The 26,434-nt window shown below is 68.6% G+C and carries 20 protein-coding genes and 2 tRNA genes; 5 read left to right on the top strand and 17 right to left on the bottom strand.

Annotated features, from left to right (window positions below; genetic code table 11):
- Window positions 1–2: 2 nt before the first annotated feature.
- Together VFC51_06540 and VFC51_06535 are read right to left on the bottom strand one after the other, a co-directional pair.
- Complete coding sequence (locus VFC51_06540; protein ID HZT06670.1) at window positions 3–1,886, bottom strand: adenylate/guanylate cyclase domain-containing protein; 1,884 nt, start codon at window positions 1,884–1,886, stop codon at window positions 3–5.
- Between the two features lie 36 nt (window positions 1,887–1,922).
- Entirely contained in the window at window positions 1,923–3,005 is a 1,083-nt protein-coding gene (locus VFC51_06535; protein HZT06669.1) for a D-alanine--D-alanine ligase family protein, read from the bottom strand.
- Window positions 3,006–3,242: 237 nt separating this feature from the next.
- On the opposite strand from VFC51_06535, the gene VFC51_06530 reads away from it, so the two are divergent.
- The 4 genes from VFC51_06530 (at window position 3,243) to VFC51_06515 (ending at window position 6,305) form a co-directional block, all read left to right on the top strand.
- Complete coding sequence (locus tag VFC51_06530) at window positions 3,243–3,758, top strand: hypothetical protein (protein ID HZT06668.1); 516 nt, start codon at window positions 3,243–3,245, stop codon at window positions 3,756–3,758.
- Between the two features lie 9 nt (window positions 3,759–3,767).
- Complete coding sequence (locus tag VFC51_06525; GenBank protein ID HZT06667.1) at window positions 3,768–5,594, top strand: AAA family ATPase; 1,827 nt, start codon at window positions 3,768–3,770, stop codon at window positions 5,592–5,594.
- Window positions 5,591–6,217 carry an RdgB/HAM1 family non-canonical purine NTP pyrophosphatase gene (gene rdgB, locus VFC51_06520; GenBank protein ID HZT06666.1) on the top strand — a complete coding sequence of 209 codons (627 nt, stop codon included), beginning with the start codon at window positions 5,591–5,593 and terminating at the stop codon, window positions 6,215–6,217. The genes VFC51_06525 and rdgB overlap by 4 nt, the downstream gene beginning before the upstream one ends.
- A gap of 11 nt (window positions 6,218–6,228) precedes the next feature.
- A tRNA-Pro gene (locus VFC51_06515) sits at window positions 6,229–6,305 on the top strand.
- An 85-nt stretch (window positions 6,306–6,390) separates the two neighbouring features.
- Here VFC51_06515 and VFC51_06510 read toward each other — a convergent pair.
- The 9 genes from VFC51_06510 to VFC51_06470 form a co-directional block, all read right to left on the bottom strand.
- Window positions 6,391–7,584 carry a hypothetical protein gene (locus VFC51_06510; GenBank protein ID HZT06665.1) on the bottom strand — a complete coding sequence of 398 codons (1,194 nt, stop codon included), beginning with the start codon at window positions 7,582–7,584 and terminating at the stop codon, window positions 6,391–6,393.
- The gene (locus VFC51_06505; protein ID HZT06664.1) at window positions 7,581–8,846 is read right to left on the bottom strand and encodes a hypothetical protein; all 1,266 of its coding nucleotides are present in this window, start codon (window positions 8,844–8,846) and stop codon (window positions 7,581–7,583) included. The genes VFC51_06510 and VFC51_06505 overlap by 4 nt, the downstream gene beginning before the upstream one ends.
- Complete coding sequence (locus VFC51_06500; GenBank protein HZT06663.1) at window positions 8,843–9,400, bottom strand: cytochrome c-type biogenesis protein CcmH; 558 nt, start codon at window positions 9,398–9,400, stop codon at window positions 8,843–8,845. Before VFC51_06500 ends, VFC51_06505 begins: the two co-directional genes overlap by 4 nt.
- Window positions 9,397–11,442 carry a heme lyase CcmF/NrfE family subunit gene (locus VFC51_06495; GenBank protein ID HZT06662.1) on the bottom strand — a complete coding sequence of 682 codons (2,046 nt, stop codon included), beginning with the start codon at window positions 11,440–11,442 and terminating at the stop codon, window positions 9,397–9,399. Before VFC51_06495 ends, VFC51_06500 begins: the two co-directional genes overlap by 4 nt.
- 22 nt (window positions 11,443–11,464) lie before the next feature.
- The gene (locus VFC51_06490) at window positions 11,465–11,887 is read right to left on the bottom strand and encodes a hypothetical protein (protein ID HZT06661.1); all 423 of its coding nucleotides are present in this window, start codon (window positions 11,885–11,887) and stop codon (window positions 11,465–11,467) included.
- 19 nt (window positions 11,888–11,906) lie between these two features.
- Complete coding sequence (locus tag VFC51_06485) at window positions 11,907–12,425, bottom strand: redoxin domain-containing protein (protein ID HZT06660.1); 519 nt, start codon at window positions 12,423–12,425, stop codon at window positions 11,907–11,909.
- A 119-nt stretch (window positions 12,426–12,544) separates the two neighbouring features.
- Complete coding sequence (locus tag VFC51_06480; protein ID HZT06659.1) at window positions 12,545–12,754, bottom strand: hypothetical protein; 210 nt, start codon at window positions 12,752–12,754, stop codon at window positions 12,545–12,547.
- Between the two features lie 12 nt (window positions 12,755–12,766).
- Window positions 12,767–13,276, bottom strand: a complete 510-nt coding sequence (locus VFC51_06475; GenBank protein ID HZT06658.1) for a hypothetical protein — start codon at window positions 13,274–13,276, stop codon at window positions 12,767–12,769.
- Window positions 13,277–13,412: 136 nt separating this feature from the next.
- Window positions 13,413–13,494 (bottom strand) — tRNA-Leu (locus tag VFC51_06470).
- A gap of 66 nt (window positions 13,495–13,560) precedes the next feature.
- Here VFC51_06470 and VFC51_06465 point away from each other — a divergent pair.
- Window positions 13,561–14,703 (top strand): tRNA guanosine(34) transglycosylase Tgt, encoded by a 1,143-nt coding sequence (locus VFC51_06465; GenBank protein ID HZT06657.1) that lies wholly within the window; start codon window positions 13,561–13,563, stop codon window positions 14,701–14,703.
- Here VFC51_06465 and mutL read toward each other — a convergent pair whose 3' ends face one another.
- The 6 genes from mutL to VFC51_06435 all read right to left on the bottom strand — a co-directional run bounded on the left by mutL (window position 14,704) and on the right by VFC51_06435 (window position 26,434).
- Entirely contained in the window at window positions 14,704–16,467 is a 1,764-nt protein-coding gene (gene mutL / locus VFC51_06460) for a DNA mismatch repair endonuclease MutL (GenBank protein HZT06656.1), read from the bottom strand.
- An 11-nt stretch (window positions 16,468–16,478) separates the two neighbouring features.
- A complete protein-coding gene (locus VFC51_06455; protein HZT06655.1) occupies window positions 16,479–18,278 on the bottom strand; it encodes a thiamine pyrophosphate-dependent enzyme in 1,800 nt (599 codons plus the stop codon).
- 38 nt (window positions 18,279–18,316) lie between these two features.
- Complete coding sequence (mutS, locus tag VFC51_06450) at window positions 18,317–21,046, bottom strand: DNA mismatch repair protein MutS (GenBank protein HZT06654.1); 2,730 nt, start codon at window positions 21,044–21,046, stop codon at window positions 18,317–18,319.
- 6 nt (window positions 21,047–21,052) lie between these two features.
- Window positions 21,053–22,411: a UDP-glucose/GDP-mannose dehydrogenase family protein gene (locus tag VFC51_06445; GenBank protein ID HZT06653.1), complete on the bottom strand. Its 1,359-nt coding sequence runs from the start codon at window positions 22,409–22,411 to the stop codon at window positions 21,053–21,055.
- Window positions 22,412–22,485: 74 nt separating this feature from the next.
- Window positions 22,486–23,496: a lysylphosphatidylglycerol synthase transmembrane domain-containing protein gene (locus VFC51_06440; GenBank protein HZT06652.1), complete on the bottom strand. Its 1,011-nt coding sequence runs from the start codon at window positions 23,494–23,496 to the stop codon at window positions 22,486–22,488.
- A gap of 16 nt (window positions 23,497–23,512) precedes the next feature.
- On the bottom strand, window positions 23,513–26,434 hold the full coding sequence (locus VFC51_06435) for a flippase activity-associated protein Agl23 (GenBank protein HZT06651.1): 2,922 nt from the start codon (window positions 26,432–26,434) through the stop codon (window positions 23,513–23,515).

Raw genomic sequence — 26,434 nt, 5'->3', positions numbered from 1 at the left:
CCTCAGGGCGCCATCGTGTCGCGCACGGGCGCTATGCGGACCAGGCCCGTCGACGCGGACAGCCCTCTGAGCTGGACCTCACAGGTCTCCGGAGCGAGGCACTCGGCCTGGGCCACCTCCGCGACCCCCGGCTCCGCGAACGCCTCGTTCGTCAGGACGATCTCGCCGCCATCCGCCTCGTGCTCCACCCGTGCAGCCACGTTGACCGCCGTTCCGAAGTAGTCCAGCCGGTCGTTGAGGGTGACCGCGAGACACGGTCCAGCGTGGATGCCGACGCGGAGGAAGCGCTCGGGCTCCACCGCCCCGAACGTCTCGATCTGCGCCATCGCGCGCTGCATCTGAAACGCCGCGCGCAGGGCCTGCGGGACCGTGGGAAAGACGGCCATGACGGCGTCCCCGATCGTCTTCACCACCGCGCCCCGATTCTCGCGAACCGCGTCGCCGATGAGCTGGAAATGGCGCTGGACGACACGAAACGCCCGCGCCTGGCCGATCGCCTCGTATAGGCGGGTGGAGCCCGCCACATCCGTGAACAGGATCGTGAGTCGCTCGATCCCGACCTGCAGGCCCGGCGCGAGGACGTCGGCCGAAAAGAGGTCGCGAAACTCCTGAAGGGTGCTCACGAGCGCCGCCGTGGCGGCCGTGTCCGGCCAGAGGCGGTCCTCCAGCACCGCGACGGCCGGCGCGTCCAGTTGGTTCTCGACGACCAGCGTGGCCCCCTCCTGGGCAAGCTGCAGCCGATTGGGGATGATGGCCTCGCCGCGAATGGCCAGTCGCGCGTCCACTGTCGCGTCGGCCGGCGCCGCGAACGGGCGCACTCCCCCGTCGCTGCCCACGGACGAAGACGCCACGTCGACGAGCGCGGCGACCGCCGATTGTGGCGAACGCAGGCGCAGGGTGGTCGCGTCCGGCGGCAGCGGCCAGCGCGCGACATCGCCCGGCGCCAGCTCGGCCTGCGCCACGACGTGCGGGGTGATCTGTGGACCCCCGACGCAGTACAGATGCACGCGGGCGTCGCGCACGGAAGGAGACACGGTGAAACGGACCTCGACGAGCTGGTCGAAGCTGGCGTCGAATGCGAGGTTGCAGGTGTCGCAATGGGCCTGCGCCGTCAGGTCCGCCAGGCGTGCGAATTCGGCCTTGGGAATTCGGCAGTTGGGGCAGAGAGCGTCCCACCCAAGCTTGACGAGCCCGACGGTAGTGGCTTGGAGAAACGTGACGAGGGTCGTGTGGCGGTCCGTACCCCAGTCGTCGGCAAGCTCGAAGGGGCGCATGCCCACGACTCGCTCGTCCGAGGCCGTGCGGATATGGTCCCGCAGCCGTCGGGTGACGGCCGGGGCGGACCCGCCGGCATTGAGGCGCGCGATCAGCTCGTCGAGATGTCGCTCGTCTGCGCGACTCTGGGGCGTCAGCTGCGGAAACGGGTTGTCGCGCTGGCCCTCCACGTAGGCGGCGAACACGCGGCACTGGTCGATGACGCGTGTGGTCGCGGCTGGGCCCACGACTCGGTTCGCGAGGAACACGCCGAGGACGCTGCGCGGGACGATCTCCGCGAACACGCGAACGATCGTTCCGTCCCCATCGGGCGTCAACTCAACGCCGCCGTCGAGCCGCAAAAGCGGCCCGACGCTGTACTCGCGGAGAACGCTGTACCGACGCGGGCGGACGAAATTGAACGCGTGCTCGGTCCATCGGGCGATCACGCGACCGAGCTGCCGGTACTCGCCGACGACCGTGCTCCCCCCGTCCGGGCGGGGCGTAGCGGCGAACGTGACCGCGCGCAGACCGATGGCCCGATTAAGACGCGCCGTGTCCGAGATGAGCGGCCACAGGTCTGGCGCGCCGACCCCAAATCGCTCCGACGCCTCGAACCACAGCGCTCGCACGCGACTCGCCCAATCCTTTCTGGAGGTTGTCGACGCCTAGGCGTACCGGGTCCGGTTGCGGGCTTGATCGGCGTGGCGCTCGAAGGCGAGGGAGATCAATCGGTCGATGAGCTGCCCATAGGCGACTCCCGACGCGTTCCACAGGCGCGGATATACGCTCATGTCGGTGAATCCCGGTATCGTGTTGATCTCGTTCAAGTAAACGGCGCCGTCGTCGCGCCCGAGGAAGAAATCGACGCGCGCCATGCCCGCCCCGCCGATCGCCTGAAAGGCGCGCACGGCCAGATCACGCACCCGCGACGCGATCGCCTCGGGTAGCGACGCGGGAATCACGAACTGGGTGCGCTGGTCATGATACTTCGCCTCGTAGTCGTAGAAGTCGCGCGCTGGGATGATCTCGCCGACCACCGATGCGCTGGGCTCGTGGTTGCCGAGAACTCCGCACTCGATCTCCCGCACTTCGAGCCCTTGCTCGACGATGAGGCGGGCGCTGAACTGCGCTGCGAGCGCGATCGCATCCGCGAGTTGGTCCTCGTCGCGCGCCTTGTTGATCCCAACGCTTGACCCGAGGTTGCTCGGTTTCACGAAGCAAGGGAAGCCGATCTCTTCGGCGATCCGCTCGGGCAGGCACGGATCGGTCTCGGCGTCCGTCCGATCGACGGCGATCCACCGTGGCGTCGGGAATCCCTCCGCGCGGAAGACGGACTTCATCACGATCTTGTCCATCGACACCGCGGAGGCGAGCACACCCGATCCCACGTACGGGATGCCGGCCATCTCGAGCAGGCCCTGAAGGCATCCATCCTCGCCGTACGTCCCGTGGACGAGGGGGAAGGCGACGTCGATCTCGTAGAAGTCGCCGTCGGGGTTGCCCGAGGTGGCGAGGCAGACGAACCCGCGGCGGCCAGGATCAGCGCTGGGAAGGACGCGCTGCGTGCTCGTGGCCGCGGGAGATCCGGGCTCCGACAGCAGCCACGATCCCTCGTGGTCGATCTTGATGGGGAGCACGGTGTAGCGATCCGGGTCGATGGCCCGCACCAGCGAGCGCGCGGACGCGACGGACACCTCGTGCTCGCCAGACCGACCGCCATAGATCAGCGCTACGCGCGCCTTCGACATGGGATTCCTCCGATCGGGACGCCCACTGTTACCCGAGCGCGGGTCAAGACGTCGGTCCAGGTCGGGCGCGACCTCGGCGCGTCCCGCTGGAGCCGCTTGAGTCGCCCGATGGGCTGGGAGACGGATGGCCGAACGACCAGACGAACGTTGACCAGATCGGGAATGCTAGGATACCCTATCAAAGAGCGCGCACGGATCTCGACGCCTATCCGTGCAACCGCCACACCGCTGGATAGCATGACCATAGTTGTTCGCGTCCTCCGGCGTATCGCCGCCCGAACCGTCCGGGGGAGCGCACGCCGGGGCAGAATCATCGCCCTGGCACTGTTCGTGATCGCGGGCATCATCGCCCTGTCGAGCTTCGATCTCTGGCCGTCGCTGAGCCTCTCGGTCCCGTCCACGGGATCCTCGAGCGCTCCCGTTGCTCAGAATGAGCCAAGCTCGACGGCGGCGTATCTGCGCGGGCAGCAGACGTACGACGCCAAGCTCGTGTGGCAGGCATACAGCGACCGCGTGATTCAGGATCTGCAGCAGCGCGGGGTGAGCCAGGACGAGACGCAGCGGCAGCTCGACCGCGTGCGCGAAATTGGAAGCCGCATCGACCGGGTCCAGTATATCGGCGGGTACCCGATCCCCAGCGGGAGCATGCAGTTCTACGTCGTGGCGCGCACCAATCCATCCAGTAGCGATGCCACCTACATTCCCTACGTTTTCACGCTCGACACGAAAGGCAAAATTGACCGCGTCGAATAGGAGCGTCCGTTGAACAGAACGTTGGCACAGCAGGGCGGCGACGAGCTGGATCGCCAGATCGACGCGGCGCTCGATCGCGTCGGAAAATTTGTCGGCTTCTGGCTGCGCGTTGTAGCGACGCTGGCCCTGATCGCGGGGGTGTTCTGGCTCGTACTGCTCTCGCCGCTGTCGGACACGATCCGCGAGCCGGTGCTCTACCTCTTCCTCATGTTGTTCCAGATCGCCTTCGCGATCCTTTTCGTCATCGTCCAGTTCGCGGCGATCTTCTGGTTCCTCGGGCGCGGGCGGGTCTACTGGATAATGCCGGGCGAGACCGGCGTCGGCTTCGACGACTACAAGGGGAACCCGGAGGTGCTGGAGCTGGCGACGCGGATCGTGACGCTGCTGCGGGGCGTGCGGCAGTTCAAACAGATGGGCGGTGAAGTCCATCGCGGCATGCTCATGGTCGGCCCGCCGGGCACGGGGAAATCGTATCTCGCCCAGTGCATCGCCACGGAGGCCGGCGTCCCGTTTGCCTATGCCAGCGCCCCCAGCTTCCAGAACATGTTCTTCGGCATCGGCAACGTTCGCGTGATGATGCTCTATGGAAAGGCGCGGAAGCTCGCGCGCAAATACGGCGCGTGCATCATCTTCATCGACGAGATCGACGCCATCGGCGGCTCCCGCGGGAGCCAGATGGCGGGCGCGCCGGCGGGGATGCTTGGGGGCCTCTTCGGCGGCGCCGGCGCAGGCCTGCTCAACGAGCTGCTCCTGCAGATGGACCCGCCGCCGCTGGACGAGAGCTGGCGGGCACGGCTCCTCCGGCGCATGGGCTTGCGCGCCCGGCCGGCCGAGCGGCCGGCGGTGTTGACCATCGGCGCCACCAACCTGCCGGAGGTGCTCGACCAGGCGCTTCTCCGTCCGGGTCGATTTGACTGGAAGATCTCTATCGATCCCCCGGACTTCGACGGGCGGAAGGCCGTCATTCAGTACTACTTGGACAAGGTGTCCCACGATCCGGCCATCCCGCTGGACCGACTGGCGATGGACATGATCGGCTACACGCCGGTGGCCATCAAGTACGTCATCAACGAGGCCGTCGTCGTCGCCCACTTCGACGGCCGCAACGTCATCGAGTATCGGGATCTGCTTCTCGCCACCGAGATGTACGAGACGGGCCTTCGACAGCCGATCCGCAGTATGCGCGCCGAGGAGCGACGCCGCATCGCCTACCACGAGGCCGGGCACGCCATCGCGCTGGTGAAGCGGATGCCTCGCGAACGGCTGGTGCAGCTCACGATCATTCGCCACGGCGGCGCGCTGGGCTACATGAAACCCAAGCCGGTCGAGGAGATCTACGGCTACAGCGTCGACGAGCTCTTGGCCAATGTGCAGGTCTCCCTCGCTGGCAAAGCGGCGGAGCAGGTGTATCTGGGGACCGAGTTCACGGGCGCAAACAGCGATCTCGTGACGGCGACGATGCTGGGCATGGGCATCATCGGCATCCACGGGATGAACGGGTCCCTCTACTCGGTGGCGACGTTCCGCGAGCCACCCGACGCCAAGATGAAGCGCGAGATCGAGAAGCTCCTGGAGGATCAGTTCACGAAAGTGAAGCTGCTCCTCGCGGAGTACCGGCCGGCCGCGGACGAGATCGTCGAGCGCCTCATGGCGGACGGGGACCTCATTGGCGACGAAGTCATCGACATCATCGGCCGATTCGAGGAGCAGAAATACGGGCAGCGCAGCCCGGAAACGACACTCCAGCGGACAGAGGAGCGCTTCCTCGGCTCGATTGCTGCCCCGGTCAACGGCATCAGCTCGCCCGCGGTCGCCTCACCCTCGTCGGCATGGTGACGGACGGCATCCCGGGCGCGGTGGCGGCGCGCCCGGATTCGGCGCTCCTCGTCGCCACCACCAACAGCGGAAAGATCCGGGAGATCGCGGCGCTCCTGTCGGTGGCGACTCGCCGCTTGGTCTCGCCCGAGGACCTCGCGACGCATCTGGACGTCGAGGAGACGGGCGCGACCTACGCCGACAATGCGCTTCTGAAGGCCCGCGCGTGGTTCGCGGCGACCGGTATGCCGACGATCGCTGAGGACTCCGGGCTCGAGATCGACGCGCTGGGCGGAGCGCCGGGCGTCTTCAGCGCCCGGTACCTGGGACTCCCCGACGGACCCGAGAAGAACGCGCGCGTGCTGGAGGCGCTGCGGGAGGTGCCGCCACGCCGGCGACGCTGTCGGTACGTGTGCGTCATGGCGCTGATCGACGAGGATGGAACGGAGCGAACCTTCGAGGGGCGCTGCGCGGGTGTCGTCGCCCTGGCGCCGGCCGGCACGGGCGGGTTCGGGTTCGACCCGATCGTGCGCATCCCGAGGCTGGGCCGGACCATGGCCGAGCTGGCCGAGGCGGAAAAGAACCGGATCAGCCACCGCGCGCGAGCGGCGGCGAGGCTGGTTCGGTACCTGCAGTCGCTATAATTTTCGACGCCCGGGGATTAGCGCAGTCTGGTAGCGCGCTTGGTTTGGGACCAAGAGGTCGGCAGTTCGAATCTGCCATCCCCGACCACATCGACGAACATGGCCCAGCCAGTGCCTCGGCGCGCGGAAAGTCCGGATGTCCTCCCGAGCCGGATCATTCGCCGGCGCTCGGGTCAGGACTGATCCGGAGCGCCGGCACGCTCCAGCAGCGCCGCCTTCGATCGATTGAACTCCGCATCCGAGATCCGGCCGGCGGCGTGCTCCTCCTCGAGCGCGACGAGCTGCTCCACCAGGCCACCGTCGCTCGAGACGCTGGCGCCCAACTCTGCGATCGGTGGCGCGCGACGCGTCCGCCGCCAGTAGAGGGCGATGACCGCGGCGCCCACGAGCGCGCCCATGGCGGCCGGGGCGGCCGGCGGGATGCGCGCGAAGATGCCGCCGGGAACCGGCAAGTCGTCCACGGTGAAACGCAGGGTGTCGCCAACGCCAAGCGGGCCCCCGCTCAGGATTCGATACTGGTGGCCGCCGATCGTGGCGTTGTCCGCGGCCGCGAGCTGCTGGCTCGCGATCGCCGGGCCCGGGGTCTCGGCGAGGACCCGAACCGTATCCACGGGATACCGAACGGTCCGCTGGAACTCCGCCTGGCTGCTGGTGTACGGGAACCGATAGCTGAAGGAGATCTCCCGCCGGCCGGGAAAGATCGGCGTGAGCGACGCGAATCCCAGGCCGATCTCCACGATTTGCGAAGGGTCGAGCCCCAGGCCGGGCGTGAGATCGAAGGAGTTGGGCGGCAGGCCAAAGACCAACAGCCCCGCGGGGCCGCCCGGCCCGCCCATCTGGGGGGCAAAGGTCCGATCGGTCGGATTCACGATGGTGTGCAGCTCCGTGACCGTGATGGCCCGGCTGCCGGTGTCGACATCGGTCACGATCACCGCGCTCTGGTCGAATCGGATGCCGGGATCCGTCGTGACGCTCTCGTACACCGTGAGGTCCTTGCTCACGGCGCCGCCGCCGTCCGGCGGGGTCACCTGGACGACGTAGGTCGCTCCCTCATAGTCGCTGGCCAGCACGTACGTCGCGCCCGCCGCGACTGGGATGCCGCTTGCCACGAAGTGCCCGTCGTCCCCCAGGCTCGCGTCCCACGAGCCCTGAATCTTTTCGTCGGCGAAGGACACGACCTTGATCTGGAGGTCCGCTGGCGGCGCCGCGCCCGCTGTGCCGTTGACGACCTGCCCCTCGACGCTAAACGCTTCGCCCGGCCCGCCGGCGTCCGGATCCGCGCTCTGGGCACGCATCACGGTCGCTCCGGGCCAGCCGACGGCGAGGGCGAGACCGGCCAGCGCCGCGAGTCGAACGAGCCGCCTCATCCCTGGTCGGCCGTCCAGGCAGCTCCGCCGCTGTTGCTAACGAACACGTGGCCGTCGTCGTCGATGGCCACCAGTCGATCCCCGCGGCCGGCCACCGCGCGCACCGATCCCTGGAACGGCAGCTTCTCCCATTCCGACCCGTCGCGCGTCGTCCGGAAGATCCCGTCGGAGGACGCCGCGTAGAGCGCGCCCCGGGTGGCGTCGGCGCTAACGCCGCGCACCACGCCGGTCACGGCGAGGTTCACGGCGCCGGCGGCAGAGGCCCATGTGCGCCCGCCGTCGCCGGAACGAATCACCGACCGGCCGGCCGCCAGGTAGATCGCCTGCCCTCCCTGGGATCCCGGCAGGATTGCAAGGCCAGTGACCGGATCGTTCACGGGAGCGGCGACGAGCATCCAGTGTGCTCCGTCGTCGGTGCGATAGAGGCCGGCACCGGCCACGTAGGCGAATGCGCCGTCCATGCCACTGCCTGCACCCGCGATCCCTCCATCGGGCAGGTCTGTCGTGATCTCGACCCATGTCGCGCCGCCGTCGTCGCTCTCGAGCGACACGTCGCGGCCGACCGCGAGCCAGGGCGCGCCGTCGCGCGTCGCGATGCCGGAGATGTCCGCCGCGGCCCCGCCAGGACGCCAGGCCCGTCCATCGTCGCTTCGGAGGAGCCCGTTCTGTGTCGCGACCCAGAAGCCGCCCCTCGCGTCCGTGACGACGGCGTGAACCTGCAGGCCCGGGAGCGCGCCGACCGGCGCCTGGGCGGCCTGGATGCTCCGGGCGTGGGCATAAATGAACACGATGCCGGCAATGGCCGCCGCGACGCCCGCCGCTCCGCCGACGGCGTAAACGATCCCGCCGCGCTGGGACGCTGCCGTCGTTCGCGGCGACGCCGCCGGGACGCGACCATTGGCGTGGTCCACGACCGCGCTCGCGACGCCCGTCGGCCGCCCCATGGCGGCCAGTTCGCGTTCGACCTCCCGCCGAATGTGCGCGCGCCGCTCGGTGAAGGCCGCGATCTCGCGCAGCGCCTCCGCGGCGCGCCGCCGCCCGTCGTATCGGAATCGCGCGTAGTCGGCTTCGGAGAGGTTGCCGATCTCCCAATCGTTCTGCGCGTCCTGGATGTCGGCGAGCGCGCTCCGGTAGCGCTCCTCCACTTCCGCGAGTCGGCTCTCGACCCCTTCGAGCCGACGGCGCGTTGATCGCGCGAAGAGCGGCCGGCTGATGACGGCAAGGCCGATGGCGACCAGAACGATCGCGGCGATCGCGGTCAACGAATCGCCTCGTCGTGGATCAGCTCGTAGGTCTCGTCCACGGTTTCGAGATACGGCGCCAGGTCGTCGTCGGGAACGGGGGGCGAGGCCGGCGTTGGCTTGCGACGAAGCTTCCACCCGAGAAAGGCCAGCGTCGCGAGGAGCGCGAGGTACGGCGCCACCCAGGCGACAGTGGTGAACCCCCGCCGCGGCGGCTCCATCAAGATGCTCTCGCCGTATCGCTGCACGAAGTACCGGACGATCTCGTCCCTGCTCTCTCCGCTCTCCAGCTTCTCCCGAATCACCCCCCGCATCTGAACGGCAAGCTGCGAGGGCGAATCGGCAACGGACAGCCCCTCGCAGATCGGGCACCGGAGCTCTTGCGCGATCTGTCGCGCCCGCTCATCGACCGGCATATCGCCCCCCGAGGCGGCACGGCCGATGGACGGAATCATGAGGAGCGCGATGGCCGCGAGCCCGAGGCCGAGAAGAGCGTTTCCAGCGGGTCGTCGTCGCTGGGTCGCTCGCGAGCCGGCGACGGACGCGCTGGCGCGGGGCATGATGGTCGCGCTCATCCGAAGGGCTGGCTGGGCGCCGACGGCGCGGGGGAAACGCCCAGCGGCTGGCCGGCGCGTCCGCGGCTCGCGATGGGCACGCGCTGGATCGCGGGCGCTCGTTCCGGCCAAAGGCTCACGAACGCGCCGACGAGGAGGATGACCCCGCCAAACCAGATCAAGGGCACCATCGGGTTGATGATGGCGACGAGGCTGATGGTGCCGTCGTCTCCCCAGCCGGTGAGGACGAGATACAGGTCCTCCAGGCGCTCCGTCTCGATGGCGACCCGCGTCGCCGGCTGATCGTTGAAGTTTTGAAAGAAGACGCGCCCGGGGGAGACGGTTCGCGAGGGACCGCCATCTTCCGACAGGGCGAGCTGCGCTGTGACGGACCGCGCGTCGCCGACCGTCCGGTCGGTCAAACCCTGGTACGTCAACGTATAGCGCCCGATGGTGAGGGATCCGCCGACCGGCAGGGTCACGTCCCGGGACTGTTGGTAGAACGAGGAGGAGACCACGCCGACCGCGATGAAGGCGATCCCCAGGTGAACGAGGTAGCCGCCGTAGCGGGGTCGGGCCCGCGCGATCAGGTGGCGGACGGCCGGCAGGAACCATTCGCCCGTCGACCGCATACGCGCGCGGATTCCACGCCAGTACTCCGATGCGACGGTGGCGGCGGCAAAGACCGCGGCCGCCAGCGCGAGGATCGCCGCCACCTCCCGAAGGCCGAGAACGGCCATCACGGTCGTCGCGACCCCGGCGACGGCGAGCGGGACGACGAATGTCCGGCGGAGCTGGGTCGCGGTCGCCTTGCGCCACGGGAGCAGGGGCCCAATCCCCATGAGGAGGAGCAGGCCGAGCAGGAGCGGCCCGTTGACCTGCCGGTAGAAGGGCGGGCCGACGGTCGCCTTCGTCCCGCGCACGGCCTCCGACAGGACCGGGAAGATCGTTCCCCAGTAGGTGGCGAACGCGATGCCCACCAGGAGCACGTTGTTCAGGAGAAAGCCCGACTCCCGCGACACGATCCCTTCGAACTGCTCGCTGTCGCGCAGAGATGGGAGGCGCGCCAGAAGCGCCGCCACCGATCCGATCACCACGGTGGCTAGGAAGGCGAAGAAATATGGGCCGATCGTCGACTGGGCGAAGGAGTGGACCGACGAAATGACGCCGCTCCGGACGATGAAGGTGCCCTGGACGGCGAGACAGAAGGTGGCGACGATCAGGGCCATATTCCACACCTTCAGCATGCCGCGCCGCTGTTGGACCATCACGGAGTGGACGTAGGCGGTGAGGGCGAGCCACGGCATGATGGCGGAGTTCTCGACCGGGTCCCAGCCCCAGTATCCGCCCCAGCCGAGCACGTGGTAGGCCCACCACGCGCCCAGGAGGTTGCCCGCGCCCAGGAACGCCCACGCGAACAGGGCGAACCGACGCGTGGCGCGCATCCAGTCCGCGTCCGTGCGCCCGGCGAGAAGGGCGCCCATGGCGAACGCGTACGGGACCCCGACGCTGGCATAGCCGAGCAGGAGCATGGGTGGATGGATGAGCATGCCCTGGTCGTAGAGGAGGGGGTTCAAACCGCGCCCGTCTGCTGGGATTGCCAGCATGCGATCGAAGGGGCTCGAGACGAACGTCAGGATGTAGAGAAAGAACACCTCGATCGCCATCGCCACGGCGATCACGTAGCCGATCATCTGGCGGAGGCGGTCGAAGGTCGCGCGAATAGCGATGGCCGAGAAGACGCTCAGCGCCAGCGCCCAGTACAGGAGGGAGCCCTGCTGACCGCTGTAGAACGAGGCGATGATGTACTGGACGGGCATCGATCGGCTGGAGTGCTCCACCACGTAGGCGAGGGAGAAATCGTGGGTGAGAAACGCCGCGACCAGCGTGCCGGCGGCCAGGGCGATCATGCCAGCGACAACGAAGGCGCCGTTGCGGGCCGCCCTGAGCAGGAGCTCGTCGCCGGATCTCGCTCCCAAGGCGCCAGCCAGCACAGAACAGCCCGCCGCGACCAGCGCGGCAATCAGGGCAGCGACGCCGAGGTCGGCCGCGGTCAGCTCCATCGTTCCTTTCCGTCCAATCGCTCTACCGAATGGTCTCTTCGTACACGGATTTCAAAGCAACGGCAAGACCGTAGATCGCGAGGCCGAGGGCGAGGACGCGACCCTCGGGCCCGCGCCACCATGGCCTCGCCGGCTGTGTCCCCGCGCCCAGGCGTCGCGCCTCCCGGAACATCCAGATGGCCAGCGCGACCTTGACGGCCAGCAGCGCAACATAGATGGGCGGTAGCGCCGCGGACGAGAGCCGTTCGACGCTCAGCACCACGCCCGTCACCACGAACACGCCGATCCCCGCGCGGAGGATCTCGCGGAACCCCCGCCACGCCGCGGAATCGGGCGGCGCGACGCTGGAGCGCACGAGCGCGTATGTCAGGGTACCTCCCACCCACGTTGCCGCCGTTATGGCGTGCGCCAGCCGCAGGATGCCGATGAGCAGCTCCGCGATCACGGCGACGCGCGGCGCCGACTCACGTTTGGATCTCTCGAACCAGCTTCCGCAGCTGGTCCTCGTCGAGCGGACCGATCCATCGGCTTGCGAGGCTTCCATCCGCCCGGACGAAGAAGGTCTCCGGAATTCCCGTCACCCCAAATTCAATCGCCGTTTTGCCGCCGAGATCGACCCCGTTCTTGTAGCCCACGCCGTATCGCGCCAGAAACGCGCGGAGGTCGCTCTCCGTGTCCCACTCGCTGATACCGAGAAAGGCGACGTTCTCCGCCTCGTACTCGCGCGCCATGCGGGCAAAGAGCGGCGCTTCTTCCTGACACGGCACGCACCAGCTCGCCCAGAAATTCAGGACGGCGGGCCTGCCTTCAAGGTCGCTCGCCTTCAGCGTCGCGCCGTCGACGAGGGAGAGGGTGAAGTCGGGCATCACGGCGCTAGCGAGGGTCCCCGGCCCTCCCGCCGTGTTAACGCCGAATGACCCGCCACCGGACGACTGCCGGGCCAGGACGGTCCCGAGGGCGAGCAAGATCGCTGCGATGAGCACGAGAGGGGGCGCGGCCAGCAGCGGGCGCGCAAGTCGATCAATCAGGGCGCAGGGCCTTCCTCAAAGCTGATCAACACACATTGTACCGCGTCGCCTTCGCTTCGCCCCGCCCAAGGGCTTCATCGGTCCGGGGGATGGAGATCGCGCGGCAACGGCACGTCCCAGTCGTCGGCGCCTCGCCGTGGGCGCTCCTCGTCGCCGGGGAGCTTGTTGCGCGCGATGAACCACGTGGCGAAGGCGAGCAGGAACACGAGCGACCCCCACAGGACCACAAACAAGAGCGCCACGAGGACCAAGAGCACCCAGATGGAGAATCCGCTACCGTCCACAGCCAGGCGCCCCTACGCGAACATGTAGATGCGGCACTCGCGCTCGGGCCGCAGGGAGACGGTCCGGAGTCCAGACAGCGCGAATCCCTTCGCCTCGAATCGAAGGAGCTGGCTCTTCCACTCATCGCGCTCGCGCGGCTCGGGTCCAAACGGGAAGGCCGCGAGGAGCAGGGCCCCGCGCCCGCCGGAGAGCATGGCGAGCCCACTGAGCTTATCCATCTCGCGCGCGACCTGCTCGACCGAGATGACGGTCGGCCGCGCGTCCCGCCCGGCGCCGGCATAGCTGGTGAGGAGGCTCTGCACCATGAGCCACCACTCCCCGTCAGCTGTGGCGAGCCAAACGTCGCACCCATGATGGTCGGGCCGAAGGTCGCGGATCCGGGAGCCGGCCAGCGGGAGCAGCGTCGCGAGCGCTTCGACTTGCAGCCAGGAGTCGGGGCGCATGCGATAGCGATCGAAGATGCGAAAATAGTCGGCCCGGGCCTCGAAGTGGTCGAGGAGGCCATTCCAGACGTCTTCCACGACTCCCCTCTACCGAGGAGTGTACACATCCGCCGACAGATCGGGCCGGTGCGCTTCACCATGGGGACGCCGGTGGGCAAGATGGACGAACGAACGTGCGAGGTCTGCAGCTTGGGGGGAAGCGACCTGCCCTGGGTGGGGAAGGCGGGACTCGAACCCGCACGCCTCTCGGCACGTGATCCTAAGTCACGCTCGTCTGCCAGTTCCGACACTCCCCCGACACGTGTCACGATACCATCCGCTAAATCGGACGGTCAATCGATCGCCCCCGGGCTTCTGCGCCCTTGAGCCCAGCGCGGTTCGCCATCCACGCCGTCGACGGCCGTGCTCGAACCGGGGTGCTGACGGGGAGACACGGTTCGATCGCCACGCCCGCGTTCGTGCCGGCGGGCCCGCACAGCGTCGAGCGGCGGCTCACGCCGACCGACATCGCTGGCGTGGGCGCCGCAGCCCTGATGGTGAGCCTCTACGATCTCACGCTGCGCAGCGGCGTCGACGTCGTGGCGTCCCTCGGCGGCCTGCATCGCTTTCAGGGATGGTCTGGCATCGTGATTGCGGAGAGCGGCGCCCGCGCCATATTTGGGTCGATTTCCGCACGGTCCTCCTCCACTGGGGACACGGAAGGCGCCGTGCTCCGGGCGCGGCCGCCCCTGCGGCGGGTGAGGTTGGACGGCCTGGAGTACGTGTCTCACGTCGACGGATCCGCTCGCGTCCTCACGGCCCGGGGCGCGATCGTGGATCAGGAGCGGCTCGGCGTCGACGGCATGTGCGCCCTCGCTGACTTGTCGGGAGCGGCCAGCCCCAGTCGGGCGCGCGCGGCCGTGGACCGAAGCCTCACGTGGGGGCGCGACGCCCTCGAGGCGCGCACGCGCTCGGACGTCTGGCTCTTCGGCTGCGCCGTCGGCGGGACCTTCCCGGACCTGCGCCATGCGAGCGCAGCCGGCGTCGCTTCTCTTCCTTTCGACGGCTTTACGGTCGACGGCCTCCCATCAGCGCCGACGCCCCTTCGCGCCGAGCTCGTCGGCGTCGCCACCTCGGCGCTGCCCGACGACAAGCCTCGCATCATCGTGGCGGCCGAGCTGGGCGACTTACCGGCCCTCGCCGCCCTCGGGTGCGACATCGTCGCCTCTGACGCGCCGGCGCGGCTGGCGGAAGCGGGGGTCGTGTACGGAGCCTCCGGGCGGCTCCAGCTGTTGGACGATGCGTACGGCGACGACTTTCGACCCATCCACGACGGCTGCGGCTGTGCCGTCTGCGTGACCTTTACGCGCGCGTACCTCCACCATCTCTTCGTGGCCGGCGAGCTGCTCGCGCCCCGCCTGGCCGCGATCCACAATCTCGCGTTCGCCTGCAACCTCGCACGCGCCGCGCGGGACGCCATCGAAGCGGGATGCCTCGCGGATCTCTGCGCGGCGGTCCGCGCCTGATCAGCGCCGCCCGAACTCGCGCTCGAGCTGGGCGTGCGAGAGCAAGAGCGCCGTGGGACGGCCGTGGGAGCACGTCGCGCACAGCTCTGCTTCGTCGAGCTGGTTGAGGAGCGCCTGCATTTCGGCCATTTCGAGCCGCTGGCCCGCCTTGACCGCCGTCTTACAGGAGAGCAGGAGGGCGAGGCGCTCGCGCCAATCGGGCCCGGCCCCAAGCTCGTCGAGCGCTTCGTGGGTCTCACGGAGCACCTGATCGAGCTGGCGCGCGCGTAGCGCGCTCGGAACCGAGCGCACGATGATCGCGCCGTCGCCGAAGAGGGCGGCGTCGAAGCCCAGCCGAGCGAGCGCGGCGACGTACTCATCGGCGGCGCCGCGCAGCGCGCGTGGCAGATCGACGACGACCGGATCGAGGAGGATCTGCGCGCGCTGCCGATCGGCGTAGGCCCGCTCGAGCCGCTCGAGCAGGACGCGCTCATGGGCGGCGTGCTGGTCCACCAGGTAGAGGCCGGCTCGTCCTTCGCAGATGATGTACGTCAGCGCGATCTGCCCGAGGATACGCAGGGAGCCAAGACGGGGTCGGTCGATCGGATCGCTCGGGTCGACCGGCGGTCCCGCCCCGAAGAGCGAGGCGGGCGCGGGGTCGAGGGGGTTCTCCGGCATTGCGGTCGCCGCGAACGTTGGTCGCACGTCGAGCGTTGGTATTCCGACCGCTTCCATGAGTGTCGCGCGGACGGCTCGGTGGACCGTCCCGAAGATGGGTCGATCGCGCAGGAGACGCACCTCACGCTTGGTGGGGTGCACGTTGGCGTCGACTTCGTGCGGGGCGACACAGATGTCCACCAGGGCAACGGGGTGGCGCCCGATGGGGAGCTGCGTAGCGTATCCGTCTTCGATGGCGTAGGTGAGGCTACGGCTGTCGACCGGGCGTCGGTTCACGGTGAGAAAGATCCCGTTGCGCGTCGCGCGGTGAAGGGAGGGGGCGCCGATGAGACCGCTGAGCCCGACCGTGTCGCCGGTCTGCTCGTCGGGCGGTCCACGGAGCACGAGGAGGTTCCGCGCCACCTCCGGCCCGAACAGCGCCGTGGCGACGTCGCGGAGGTCGCCGGAGCCGGAGGTCCGAAGCACCGGGCGCGCGTCGCATTCGAGCGCGAAGGCGATTTCGGGGTACGCCAGCGCGTATGCCTGCACGATCGCGCCGATGTGGGCGGTCTCCGAGGAGGCCGCGCGCTGATACTTCCGCCGGGCGGGCACGCGGTCGAAGAGGCGATCGACGGTCACGCTCGTCCCCGTCCGGCGCGCCTGTGGCACAACGGACCCGACGGCGCCGCCCTTCGCGGCGATCTGCGCGCCCGGCGCGCCCTCCGTTGCGCTCACGATGGCCACGTCGGCGACCGCGGCCAGGGCGGCGAGCGCCTCCCCGCGAAATCCCAGCGTGGCGAGCCGCTCCAGGTCATCGGCCGACTCGATCTTGCTGGTTGCGTGGCGCCGAAATGCCGCGGGAAGATCCTCGGCGGCTATTCCGCAGCCGTCGTCCGCGACTCGAATCCGGGTGTAGCCGCCATCCCAGATCTCGATCGATATCCGCCCGACCCGGACGAAATCCTCAGCCAGCTCGGACGAAGCGCCGGCCTCGCGCCGGATGGGCCGGGCGAGCACCGCGTCGACGGCGTTCTCGATCAGCTCCTTCACGGCATCGCCCGCCCGGGTGATCACCTCGCCAGCGGCGATCTGCGCGATGACGTCCGGCGAGAGCTGGCGGATGGACATGGGACGGTCGTCTACCGCGGCTCGCACACGACATCGACGAGCGCCGTCTTCCCCTGCTCCTTGACGGCGCGGATGGCGCGCTCCAGGGCTGGTCTCAATTCGGACAGCTCGGTGACGGGGCCCTCGCCGTGGCAGTCGTAGGCGCGGGCCAGCGTCGCGAAGTCGACGTTCGGGTCCGTGATCTTCGTTCCAACCCCGGCGTTCTCCACCGCGCGGTCTCGGTACTCGGCGATCTGGATCCCATGCTCCTCGGAGTTGTAGAGGGACCGGTTGTTGTGGAGAACGGCCAGCATGGGGACGTGGTGGTGGGCGGCGGTCCAGAGCGCGCTGGGGGTGAAGAGGAAGTCGCCGTCCGCCTGGAGATTGACGGTGAGTCGGTTCGTGCCGCGCGCGGCCAGCGCGGCGCCGATGGCAGCTCCCATCCCATATCCGAGGCCCGCGCCGCCGCTCCCGCCGAGGTACTGGTGGGGTTCGCGGAAGTCCCAGAGGCGGCGCGCCCAGCCGTTGAGCGAGCCATTGACGAGCCACCAGTCCTCGGCTTTGATGACGTCCCACACCGTTGCGGCGACCGCCGCGAGCGCCAGGGGGGACCGCCCCGTCGACTGGGCCGCCTGCTGGCGCCACTGCGCGCGGCGGGCTCGGTTCCGGTCAGCCCATGCGGCGCCGCGCTGGGAGAATCGGTCGCGGGCCTCCGCGCGGCTCACGAGCCGCTCGCGGACCAGCGCATCGAGCAGCGGGAGAGCGACCGCGGTATCGGCCACCACGTTCATGTCGGTGGGAACCTGGCGCTGGAAATCCCCGGTCCAGCTTCGCACGAGGAGGTCGTTGACCCCGATGGAGACCACCGTGCACTCGCGACTCTGGACGTACTCGGTCGTGCGGCGGACGCGGTCGACACGCGTGAGGGCGCCATAGGGGTCCTGCACACCGAGGAGCAGGACGAGGTCGGACTCGGCGAGCGCCTCGGCTGAGGCGCCCGTGGCGTCCAGAGGGTGCGTGGTCGGAACGGAGAACCGGTCCCCGACCTCGATTATCGGCGCGCCGAGGGCCTCGGCCAGCGCCACCAGCGCCGGGACGGCGGCCGGCTCCCGCCCAACCATGTCGGCCACGATGGTGGGCCGCTGGGCGGCGACGAGCAGGTCGGCAAGCCGTTCGAGCGACGCTGGATCGGGCGCGATTGGGGTCGGCGTGCCGAACCGGGAGACGTTTGGAACCACCAGCTCGCCCTCAACCCGCATCTCCTGCAGCTCGGTGTCGAAGCAAACGTAAACGGGTCCGGTGGGCTGCGTCGTCGCAACCTTATAGGCGCGCGTGAGGGACTCCGCGCACGCGGCGAGGCTGGGAGGCTGGTCATCCCACTTGACGAAGTCGCGTACGAGGTTGCCCTGGACCAAAGCCGTGTGGATCCAATCGATGCGCGGCCTTCGCCGCATGGGGTCCACGGGCCCGGTCCCCCCGAGGACCAGGATCGGCACGCGGTCCACCCATGCATTGAAGATGGCCATGGTGGCGTGCTGGAGACCCACGACGTTGTGGGCGATGGCGACCATGGGGCGTCCCGCCGCCTTGGCATACCCGTGGGCGATGGCGACGGAGATCTCTTCGTGGAGGCACTCGATGATCTCGGGCCGCTGCTGGCCCGCGAAATTCACCAGGGAATCGTGAATGCCACGAAAGCTTGAGCCGGGATTGAAGGCCGCGTACTCGATCCCCAGGGCGCGAATCACCTCGACGATGTAGTCTGATCCGAACTCGGCCCGCGAGCGCGTGCCTTCCGTCGGCGTCGCCAGCGCTGCGTCTCCTGTAGCCATCTGATCCTCCTTGTCGATTCGCGTGTGCGACGGGCGGCTCAGTCCCCGGATGCGTTGGTGGGACTGGGACACGAGGCCTCGACCCAGCTCCGCGCGCGGTCCCGGAGCTGGGCGAGCGCTGTGAGCGCTTGAATCGGCGACAGGTGGTCGATATCCAGCTCGGTGAGATCGGCGACGACGGGCGGGATGGCTGGCGCGCACGGGCCCGCCGCCGAGTTCCCGCGTGTCGTCGCGCCACCCTCGCGCTCGAGCCGCTCCAGCTCCTCCGTCGCGCGCTGGATGATCGGCTCCGGAATCCCGGCGAGCCGCGCGACGTGCACGCCGTAGCTCCGATCGGCGCTCCCCGGTACGACCCGGTAGGTGAAGGCGATGCGGTCCCGGGATTCCACGACCTCGGTGTGGACGTTTTGGATCACGCCGTCCTCGCGCTCGAGGGCGGCAAGCTCGTGATAGTGGGTTGAGAAGATGGTGCGGCAGGCGTGGGAGGGATTGGCGAGCTGCTCGACGATGGCCCGAGCGATCGCCATCCCGTCGTACGTACTGGTCCCCCGCCCAACCTCGTCGAAGAATATCAGGCTGCGGCGCGTCGCGCTCCTCAGAATGGCGGCGGTCTCGGTCATCTCGACCATGAAGGTGCTCCGCCCGCCCGCGATGTCGTCTCCCGCGCCCGAGCGCAGGTAGATCCGATCGACGAGCCCGAGGCGCGCAGACTCGGCGGGAACGAAGAAGCCGCACTGTCCCATGTGCGTGACGAGCAACACCATCCTGCCGAACGTCGTTTTGCCAGCCATGTTCGGCCCCGTCAGCAACAGCACGGCCGGCGCTTCGGCGCCGCCGGATTGGTCCGGCCCCGTCGCGCCGATCCGAATGTCGGACGGGATGTACGCGTCCCATCCCAGAGCCTGCTCGACGACGGGGTGCCGACCCGCGGTGATCTCGGTCACCGGCTCCTGGAGAATCGTCGGGCGAACGTACCGGCGCTCGTCGGCGATCTGGGCCAGCGACGCGAGCGCGTCCAGCTCGGCGATGGCGACGGCCGTGGACTGGAGGCGGGCCGCCTCCTGGGCTATGCGCGCGTTGAGCGCTTCCATCGCCTCGCGCTCGATCTCGGCCATGCGGGCGGCCGATCGGGCCTGGCTCGCCTCGTGCTCGCGCAGCTCGGCGATCACGAATCGCTCCACCGAGGCAAGAGTCTGACGCCGCTGGTATCCCAGTGACTCCAGCAGCTCGCCCACAGTCCGTGCGCCGGTCTCCTGCCGTCGGTAGTAGTCCAGCTCCTGCCCCAGCGTCGACGTGCTGACTTCGAGGTAGTACCCGAACACCCGGTTGTAGCCGACCTTCAAGTTCTTGAGGCCGGTCCGCATCCGCTCGCGGCGCTCCAACTCCACGAGCCAGTGTCGACCATCGGCAGCGCTCGAGCGCAGCTCGTCCAGCTCGGGAATCCGTCCGGAGCGAATCACGCCCTCGCCGAAGGTCGAGGGCGGGTCGTCGATCACGGTCGACCGGACGTCGTCGACGACGGATGCCGGCGGATCGATTCGATCCGTCACCGGCGCGAGCGCCCCCGCGTTCGCTGTCTCGGACCGAAGTATTGCGCGCAGCGCGGACGCGCCCTCGAGGCCGGACGCCAGGGCCAGAGCTTCCCGAGGAGTTAGGAGCCGCTGCGCCGCGCGCCCGGCCAGCCGCTCCAGGTCCGGCACGGTGGCGAGGACGTTCCGGACCTCTGCTCGAAGCTCCCGCAGCTCGGCCAGCCCCTGGACGAGGTCGAGGCGCTCCTCGATGGCGCGAAGCTCCAGCAGGGGATGGCCGATCCACTGCGCCAGGCATCGGGCGCCCATGGCCGTCCGCGTCACGTCCAGCGATTCGAGGAGGGACCCGGCGCGCTGGCCCGTCGCGCCGCGAATCAGCTCCAGGTGGTCGCGCGTCGCCGGGTCGATGAGCATGAACCCGCGCGCATCGTAGACTCGGAGGCGCTCGATGCTTGCCAATGCCCGCGGCTGCGTACGGCCGACGTATCGAAGGATCGCGGACGCCGCCGCCGCCGAAGCGCCATCACGGTCGAGCCCCAACGCGGCGATGGTGGATACGTGGAAATGCTGGCACAGCGCTCGCTCCGCGCCAGACCGCGAGAAGAGCATCTGATCGCTGGTGCAGGGGGTGTCGGCGGGGAGGAGCGCCGCGATCGGCTCCGTCACCTCGGCGAGGCACTCGGCCGGCCGGAGGCGGGCAAGCTCGCCGCGCGCGATGGATGGGGCGTCCGGTCCGTCGATCTCCGTGCACGCGAAGGCGCCCGTGCTGATGTCCGCGTACGCCAATCCGATTCGCTGGTGACCGACCACGATCGCAGCGAGATAGTTGGACTTGCTCGGCGTGAGAAGCGCGCTCTCGACAAGGGTGCCCGGCGTGATGACGCGCGTCACCTCCCGCGGGACGAGGGTCCCGGACGACGAGGCAGCCGCCGTGGCGGCCTGACCATCCGCGCGCTGCTCGGCGATGGCGATGTGGTATCCGCGCTCGACCAGGCGCGCGATGTAGGGATCCGCCGCGTGGACCGGCACGCCGGCCATCGGCAGCCGCTCCCCGCGCCCCATCTCCCGCGAGGTGAGCGCCACATCGCACACGGAGGACACGACGCGGGCATCATCCTCGAAGGTCTCGTAGAAGTCCCCGAGCTGGAAAAACAGGATCGCGTCCGGATGCTGCTCTTTCAGGCGGAGGTACTGCCTGCGGATGGGGCTCGCAGCCGGTGGCACGAACGCGAGCTGCATCCCGAGCTACCCGGTGCGGCTCATGGCGGAGTCGCCGACGTGCAGGTCCACCGGAAGATCGGCGTGTCGATCCTCTCGCCCCATGCCGATGTAGCGGAATCCGCGGCGCGCCATCTCGTCGGGATCGTAGATATTTCGCCCGTCCAGGAGCACTCGCGAGCGCATCACATCCGCCACGCGCGCCATGTCCAGCTCTTTGAACTCGTTCCACTCGGTCACCAGGACGATGGCGTCGCATCCGCGGGCCATGTCGTACGGGTCGCTGGCGAAGTAGACGTTGGACAGGGTGCGCTTGGCGTGGTCCATCGCCGCCGGATCGAAGGCGCGCACCGTCGCTCCCTCGGTCTGGAGGAGGTGGACGATCTCGAGGGATGGCGCGTCGCGCAGATCGTCGGTGTTGGGCTTGAACGCGAGCCCGAGAACCCCCACGACCTGGCCGTCGAGCCCCCCGAAGACGCCGCGGAGCTTCTGGATGACCGAGCGGCGGACGTCGCGGTTGATCTCCATCACGGCACGGAGAAGCTGTGGGTGCGAGCCGTGGATCGACGCCATGTATTCGAGAGCCCGAACGTCCTTCGGAAAACAGGAGCCGCCGTAGCCGAGGCCCGCGTCGAGGAAGCTCCGGCCGATGCGGCGGTCGTAGCCCATTCCCTGGGCCACCTGGGTGACGTCGGCGCCGAGCCGCTCGCAGATGCCGGCGATCTCATTGATGAACGAGATCTTCGCCGCGAGAAAGGCGTTCGAGGCGTATTTGACCATCTCCGCCGTGCGCATGTCCGTGATCAGCATCGGGGCCCCGAGCGGACGGTACAGATCCGCGACGCGCTCCGCGGCCTCCCGGTCGTTTGCCCCGAGAACGATGCGATCCGGATTGAAGAAGTCGCCGATGGCCGACCCCTCCCTGAGAAACTCGGGGTTGCAGACGACGTGGAAGGGATACGGCTCCGACAGCTCCTGCCGGACGATGTTCGTGATGGTGTCACCAGCGCCGATGGGCATGGTGCTCTTGTTGACGATGGTGAGAGGACCGGTTGCCGATTGCGCAATGCTCCGCGCGGCGGCCTCGGAATATCGCATGTCCGCTTCGCCCGCGGCTCCGCTGGGGGTGCCAACAGCGATGAAGACGAACTCGGCGCCGGCGACGCCCGCGCCGTAGTCGGTCGTAAACGCGAGGCGCTGCGCCGATGCGTTGCGCTCCACCATCTCGTCGAGCCCTGGCTCGAAGATGGGGATCCGCCCGCGCTGGAGTGCCGCGATCCGGTCCGCGTCGATGTCGATGCAGATCACGCGGTTGCCGAGGTCAGCGAAACAGGCGCTCGTCACGAGCCCCACATATCCCGCGCCCACCACGGTAATCCTTGCCACAAGCTACCCCTTGGTTGCCGACGGCAGCGCTTCCGGAGGAGATAGGAGGCTCGAGGCGACTATAGCAACACCTCTCAGCGGCCAGCAACCGGCGGCTCTGTCGCCCGCCGTGGCCGCCGCGTGATCTCCGGGATGCTGATGTTCTCCTGCCAGAGAAAGAAGAGTCCGGCCACAACGACAGGAACGATCAACACCAGATGAACGGTAAGGGTAAAGCCGACCGCGTCCGGCGGCGTTGCTCGGACGACATCCACCAGCAGCTCCTTCAGCGCCACGTCGAATGTTCCCACGTAGCCAGGGGACGACGGAACGAGGGTGGCGAGGTTGGCCACGGCCGCCCCCATCATGCTCACGGCCATCGAGCCCGGCAGCGCAAAGCCGGCCATGATGACGCGATACATGCCGGCCTCGATCACCCACGCGACGAGCGACAGCCCGAGGACCACGAGTCCGGTCGTGGGGTTCGCGATCGCCCCGAGACCGCTGAGCGCGGTCTCCATGGCGCGCTCCAGCGGCCCGTGAAACCGCTCCGGGAAAAGGCGGATGACGCGAATCCCGACCCATCGAGATGGACCCGGGACGGACCCGGCCCAAAGGAGCGCGATGGTGACCACCGCGAAGAGCACCGCCGAGGCCGCCGCCACATTTCGCATGGGGTCGCCTGCCCCGGAGAGCAGAATTCCGACGACGAGCAGCACCGTGAGGGCGATTCCGTCCAGTACGCGCTCCACGACGATGGCGGCCAGGGAGGTGCCGACCGGCACGCCGTGGCGCGCGACCAGAAAGATCCTCGCCACTTCGCCGAGCCGGCCGGGGAGCAGATCGTTCAAGGTGAGGCCGATGACGAGCGCGCGGAAGAGATCGGGAAACGCGACCGGGTAGCCCCGCATGAGCCGCTGCCATCGAAGGCTCCGGACCGCCGTCCCCAGGAAGTACAGGGGAACGGCCGGGATGAGAAGCAGCAGGTTCGCGGACCGCAGGCTGCTCACCACGTCGCCAAGGGGCACGGAGCGCGCGAGGAGCGCGAGGCAGGCGACGCTGATCCCAATGCCGATGACCGGGCGTAGGATCCTCCCGGCGCTCACGAGTTCCTGCGCCGCGTCATTGGCCGGACGCGTCCGATGATTCGGCGTCCGCACCCGCGCCGACGTCCAGCTCGACGATGGTGCCACTCTGCGAGTCGCTCGCAAGGAGGTGCCCGTCGCGGTCCAGCTTGATGCCAACGGGCTGGCGGAGCTGCGTACCGGCGGGGAGCGCCAGTTCGCCCACGAGCCCGTCCTGCACGCGCACGATGGAGTGGTCGTCGGGCCTGGTCGCGTACACGGTGCCGTCGGACGAAACCGCGAGATATGGCTTATTGGTGAGCGTCTGACTGCTCCACCCGCTCACGGCATACTGGCCAAGAGGCTGGAACGTCGCGTCGAAGACCTGGATTCGCTCGTTCCACGTGTCGGCCACGTAGACCTTGCCCTGCGCGTCGACGGCGATCCCAACCGGCTCGCGGAACTGCCCGAGTCCTGCGCCCTCTGTGCCGAAGGAGCGGTAGTACACGCCGTTTTGGTCGAAGACCTGGATGCGTTTGTTTCCGGTGTCCGTGACCAGGACCTGTCCCGACGGCGTGATCGCGATATCGCGCGGCCCGTAGAACCGGGATGGCTCGGAGCCGATCTGCCCGGTTCCCCACTTCAGGAGGAACCGGCCGCTCGCGTCGAACTTCTGAATTCGGTGGTTCCATGTATCCGCGACGAATACCGAACCGTCCGGCGCGACGGCGATCCCCCACGGCTCGTTGAATTGCCCATCGCCATCACCCCGAGTTCCCCACGTCCCGGCGACCGTGCCGTCTGGATTGAACACCGTGACGGTCGATGAGCCGGCGTCGGCCACATAGATCTTGCCGTCCGGACCCGTCGCGACCCCCTTTGGCTCGCGGAGCGCCGCGACGCCGCCGGGTCGGCCCATGGAGCCGATCACGCGCACGCTACCCACCTCGGGCACCGCCGCGTTCGGTCGACCTGGGGGCACGCTGGCGGCCGCCTCGGACGGGGCAGCTCCGGCGCCGCCGCCGATGAGATCGTTGCGCTCGTAGAACCACATCTCGCGCGCGCCGAGCGGCGGGTTCATCAGCTCGCGATACAGGATGTACTTCAGCAGCTTGAGGCGCTCCTGCGGGTCCAGGAGCGTTTGCGGGATGGTGCTCCACGTGAGCTGCTTGTAGTCCTCTGGATACCACCAGTTCAGCCGCATCTTGTGCCCGGTGTATCCGGAGAGCTGATCGCGAATCGGGTCGAGGTTCGTCCCCATCACCAGGAGGGCCGCGTACTTCCCGGTCGAGAAGTCGCCCGGGAGGGTCTTCGAATAGTACGTCTTCGCCGTGTAGTTGCGGAAATACCATTCGAAGGGCCAAGAAACGGCCTCGTGTTCGACGTTCTGGCCGCCAACGTTCTCGGTGTAGCCGCCGTCCAGGAGGATCGGGAGGTCCTTCCGAAGCCCTGTCTCGTTTCCGAGCCGCTCGACCTCCCGTGCAATGTAGGGCACGTCGGGCGAGCTTTGGACGTACACCAACATCTCGACTGGGATGTCGCCGTTCTTGTACGTGACCTGCCACGCGGTGTGGAGCGAATAGACGACGAGGATCGCGAGTGCCCCTGCGCCGAGGGCGCCGAGCGCCTGTCGCGTCGTGAGACGGAAGGCGACAGCGAGCGCCGACGCGAGGAGCGCGGCGAGAATGAGGAGGAGCGGGATCTTGCGCAAGGCGGCGGACTGCGCCGCCAGCGCCGACGCGGCGGGCCCCGCGCCAGCGCTCGCCAGGGCGATGAGGGCGGCAACCGCGAGGACTGCCAGCCCGACAAGGGACCACTGTCGTGGCGTCAGCCCCCAGGGCCGTCGGAAGTGGCGCGCGACGCCCTCGACGGTGAGGGCTCCCAGCAGCACCAGCGGTGTCGTCGGGTGCACCACCAGCCACGGCATCTTCTCCGCCGCGTACGAGTACAGGAGGATCGACGCGAGCGCCCACCACGCCGTGAACCAGAAGATGTGCGAGCGCGGACGCGGCGCGAGGAAGGGCGCGGCAAGGGAGAGCGTGAGCGGGACGATGGCATAAAGCGGAATGAGCAGCAGATAGTAGAACCAGGGCTGGGAGCCGCGCGCCACACCCTGCTGCGCCAGCCAGTACTGGAGCATCCCCTGCTTCCCCGCGCAAGAGCCGATGGACGGGGACCAAAACGCCGTGCAGAGCCCCTCCAGGTTGGTGAAAAAGGTGGTGTAGAGGACCACCGAGATCCCCAGCACGATGGCGACGCACACCACGAGGCGAGACCACCCGACATCGCGAACAGCCGTGAGGACGGGCTGCTCCTCGCCCTTGCGCCAGGTCTCATAACCGATGGCGGCGGCGACGAAGGCGGCGACGATGAAGCCAAACATCAGCGACGTCATCTTCGTCGAGAACATCAAGCCGTACGCAATGGCGGCCGCATACAGATAGGCCGCCCTGCGCGTCCGGAGCCAGCCAAACAGGCCGACGACCACCAGCAGCTCCTGAAAGAGGAGGAGGGACTCGTTGTGGCCGAACCGCGAGAAGTACATGAACACCGGTCCGAACGCCAGCATCAGGGCCGCTGCAACGGACCCGACGCGGCCCAGCTCGTGGCGCAGGAAGTACGTCAGCGCGATCGCCGCCGTTCCCAGGAGCACGAAGGAGAAGCGGAAGCTGACCTCGCTGTCCCCGAACAGCAGGTACATCAGCGCGGTCAGGTGGAAGAGGAACGGCCCATGCATCATGGGGTCGTGAACGTACCCACGCCCGACGTACAAGTACCAGCCGTACAGCGCGTGGAGGCTCTCGTCGTGGTGCATCGCGCGGGAGCCGAGGTCCCACATTCGCAGCGCGAACGCGACGCCCACGATCAGGACGTACGGCATCCACGACCGCCAGAGCGTGGGCTGCGCCGGTGCGGCGGGGGGAGAGGGTAGTCGCGGGGCTACGGGCTCGATCTGCTCTCGCTCTTGGACCTGGACCAT

The organism is Chloroflexota bacterium, from assembly GCA_035652535.1.
Lineage (GTDB): Bacteria > Chloroflexota > UBA6077 > UBA6077 > SHYK01 > DASRDP01.
This window is presented reverse-complemented; position numbering and strand designations above follow the sequence as displayed.

Excerpts from the sequence above, each read along its gene's own strand:
- mutS (HZT06654.1), bottom strand. The coding sequence starts at position 21,046 with ATGCAGCTCGCGTTCGTGCCACCGGCTGCGAGCCCCATCCGCAGGCAG.
- mutL (HZT06656.1), bottom strand. The coding sequence starts at position 16,467 with ATGTCCATCCGCCAGCTCTCGCCGGACGTCATCGCGCAGATCGCCGCT.
- VFC51_06530 (HZT06668.1), top strand. The coding sequence starts at position 3,243 with ATGACCATAGTTGTTCGCGTCCTCCGGCGTATCGCCGCCCGAACCGTC.
- VFC51_06495 (HZT06662.1), bottom strand. The coding sequence starts at position 11,442 with ATGGAGCTGACCGCGGCCGACCTCGGCGTCGCTGCCCTGATTGCCGCG.
- VFC51_06510 (HZT06665.1), bottom strand. The coding sequence starts at position 7,584 with ATGAGGCGGCTCGTTCGACTCGCGGCGCTGGCCGGTCTCGCCCTCGCC.
- VFC51_06500 (HZT06663.1), bottom strand. The coding sequence starts at position 9,400 with ATGAGCGCGACCATCATGCCCCGCGCCAGCGCGTCCGTCGCCGGCTCG.
- VFC51_06455 (HZT06655.1), bottom strand. The coding sequence starts at position 18,278 with ATGGCTACAGGAGACGCAGCGCTGGCGACGCCGACGGAAGGCACGCGC.
- VFC51_06435 (HZT06651.1), bottom strand. The coding sequence starts at position 26,434 with ATGGTCCAGGTCCAAGAGCGAGAGCAGATCGAGCCCGTAGCCCCGCGA.
- VFC51_06535 (HZT06669.1), bottom strand. The coding sequence starts at position 3,005 with ATGTCGAAGGCGCGCGTAGCGCTGATCTATGGCGGTCGGTCTGGCGAG.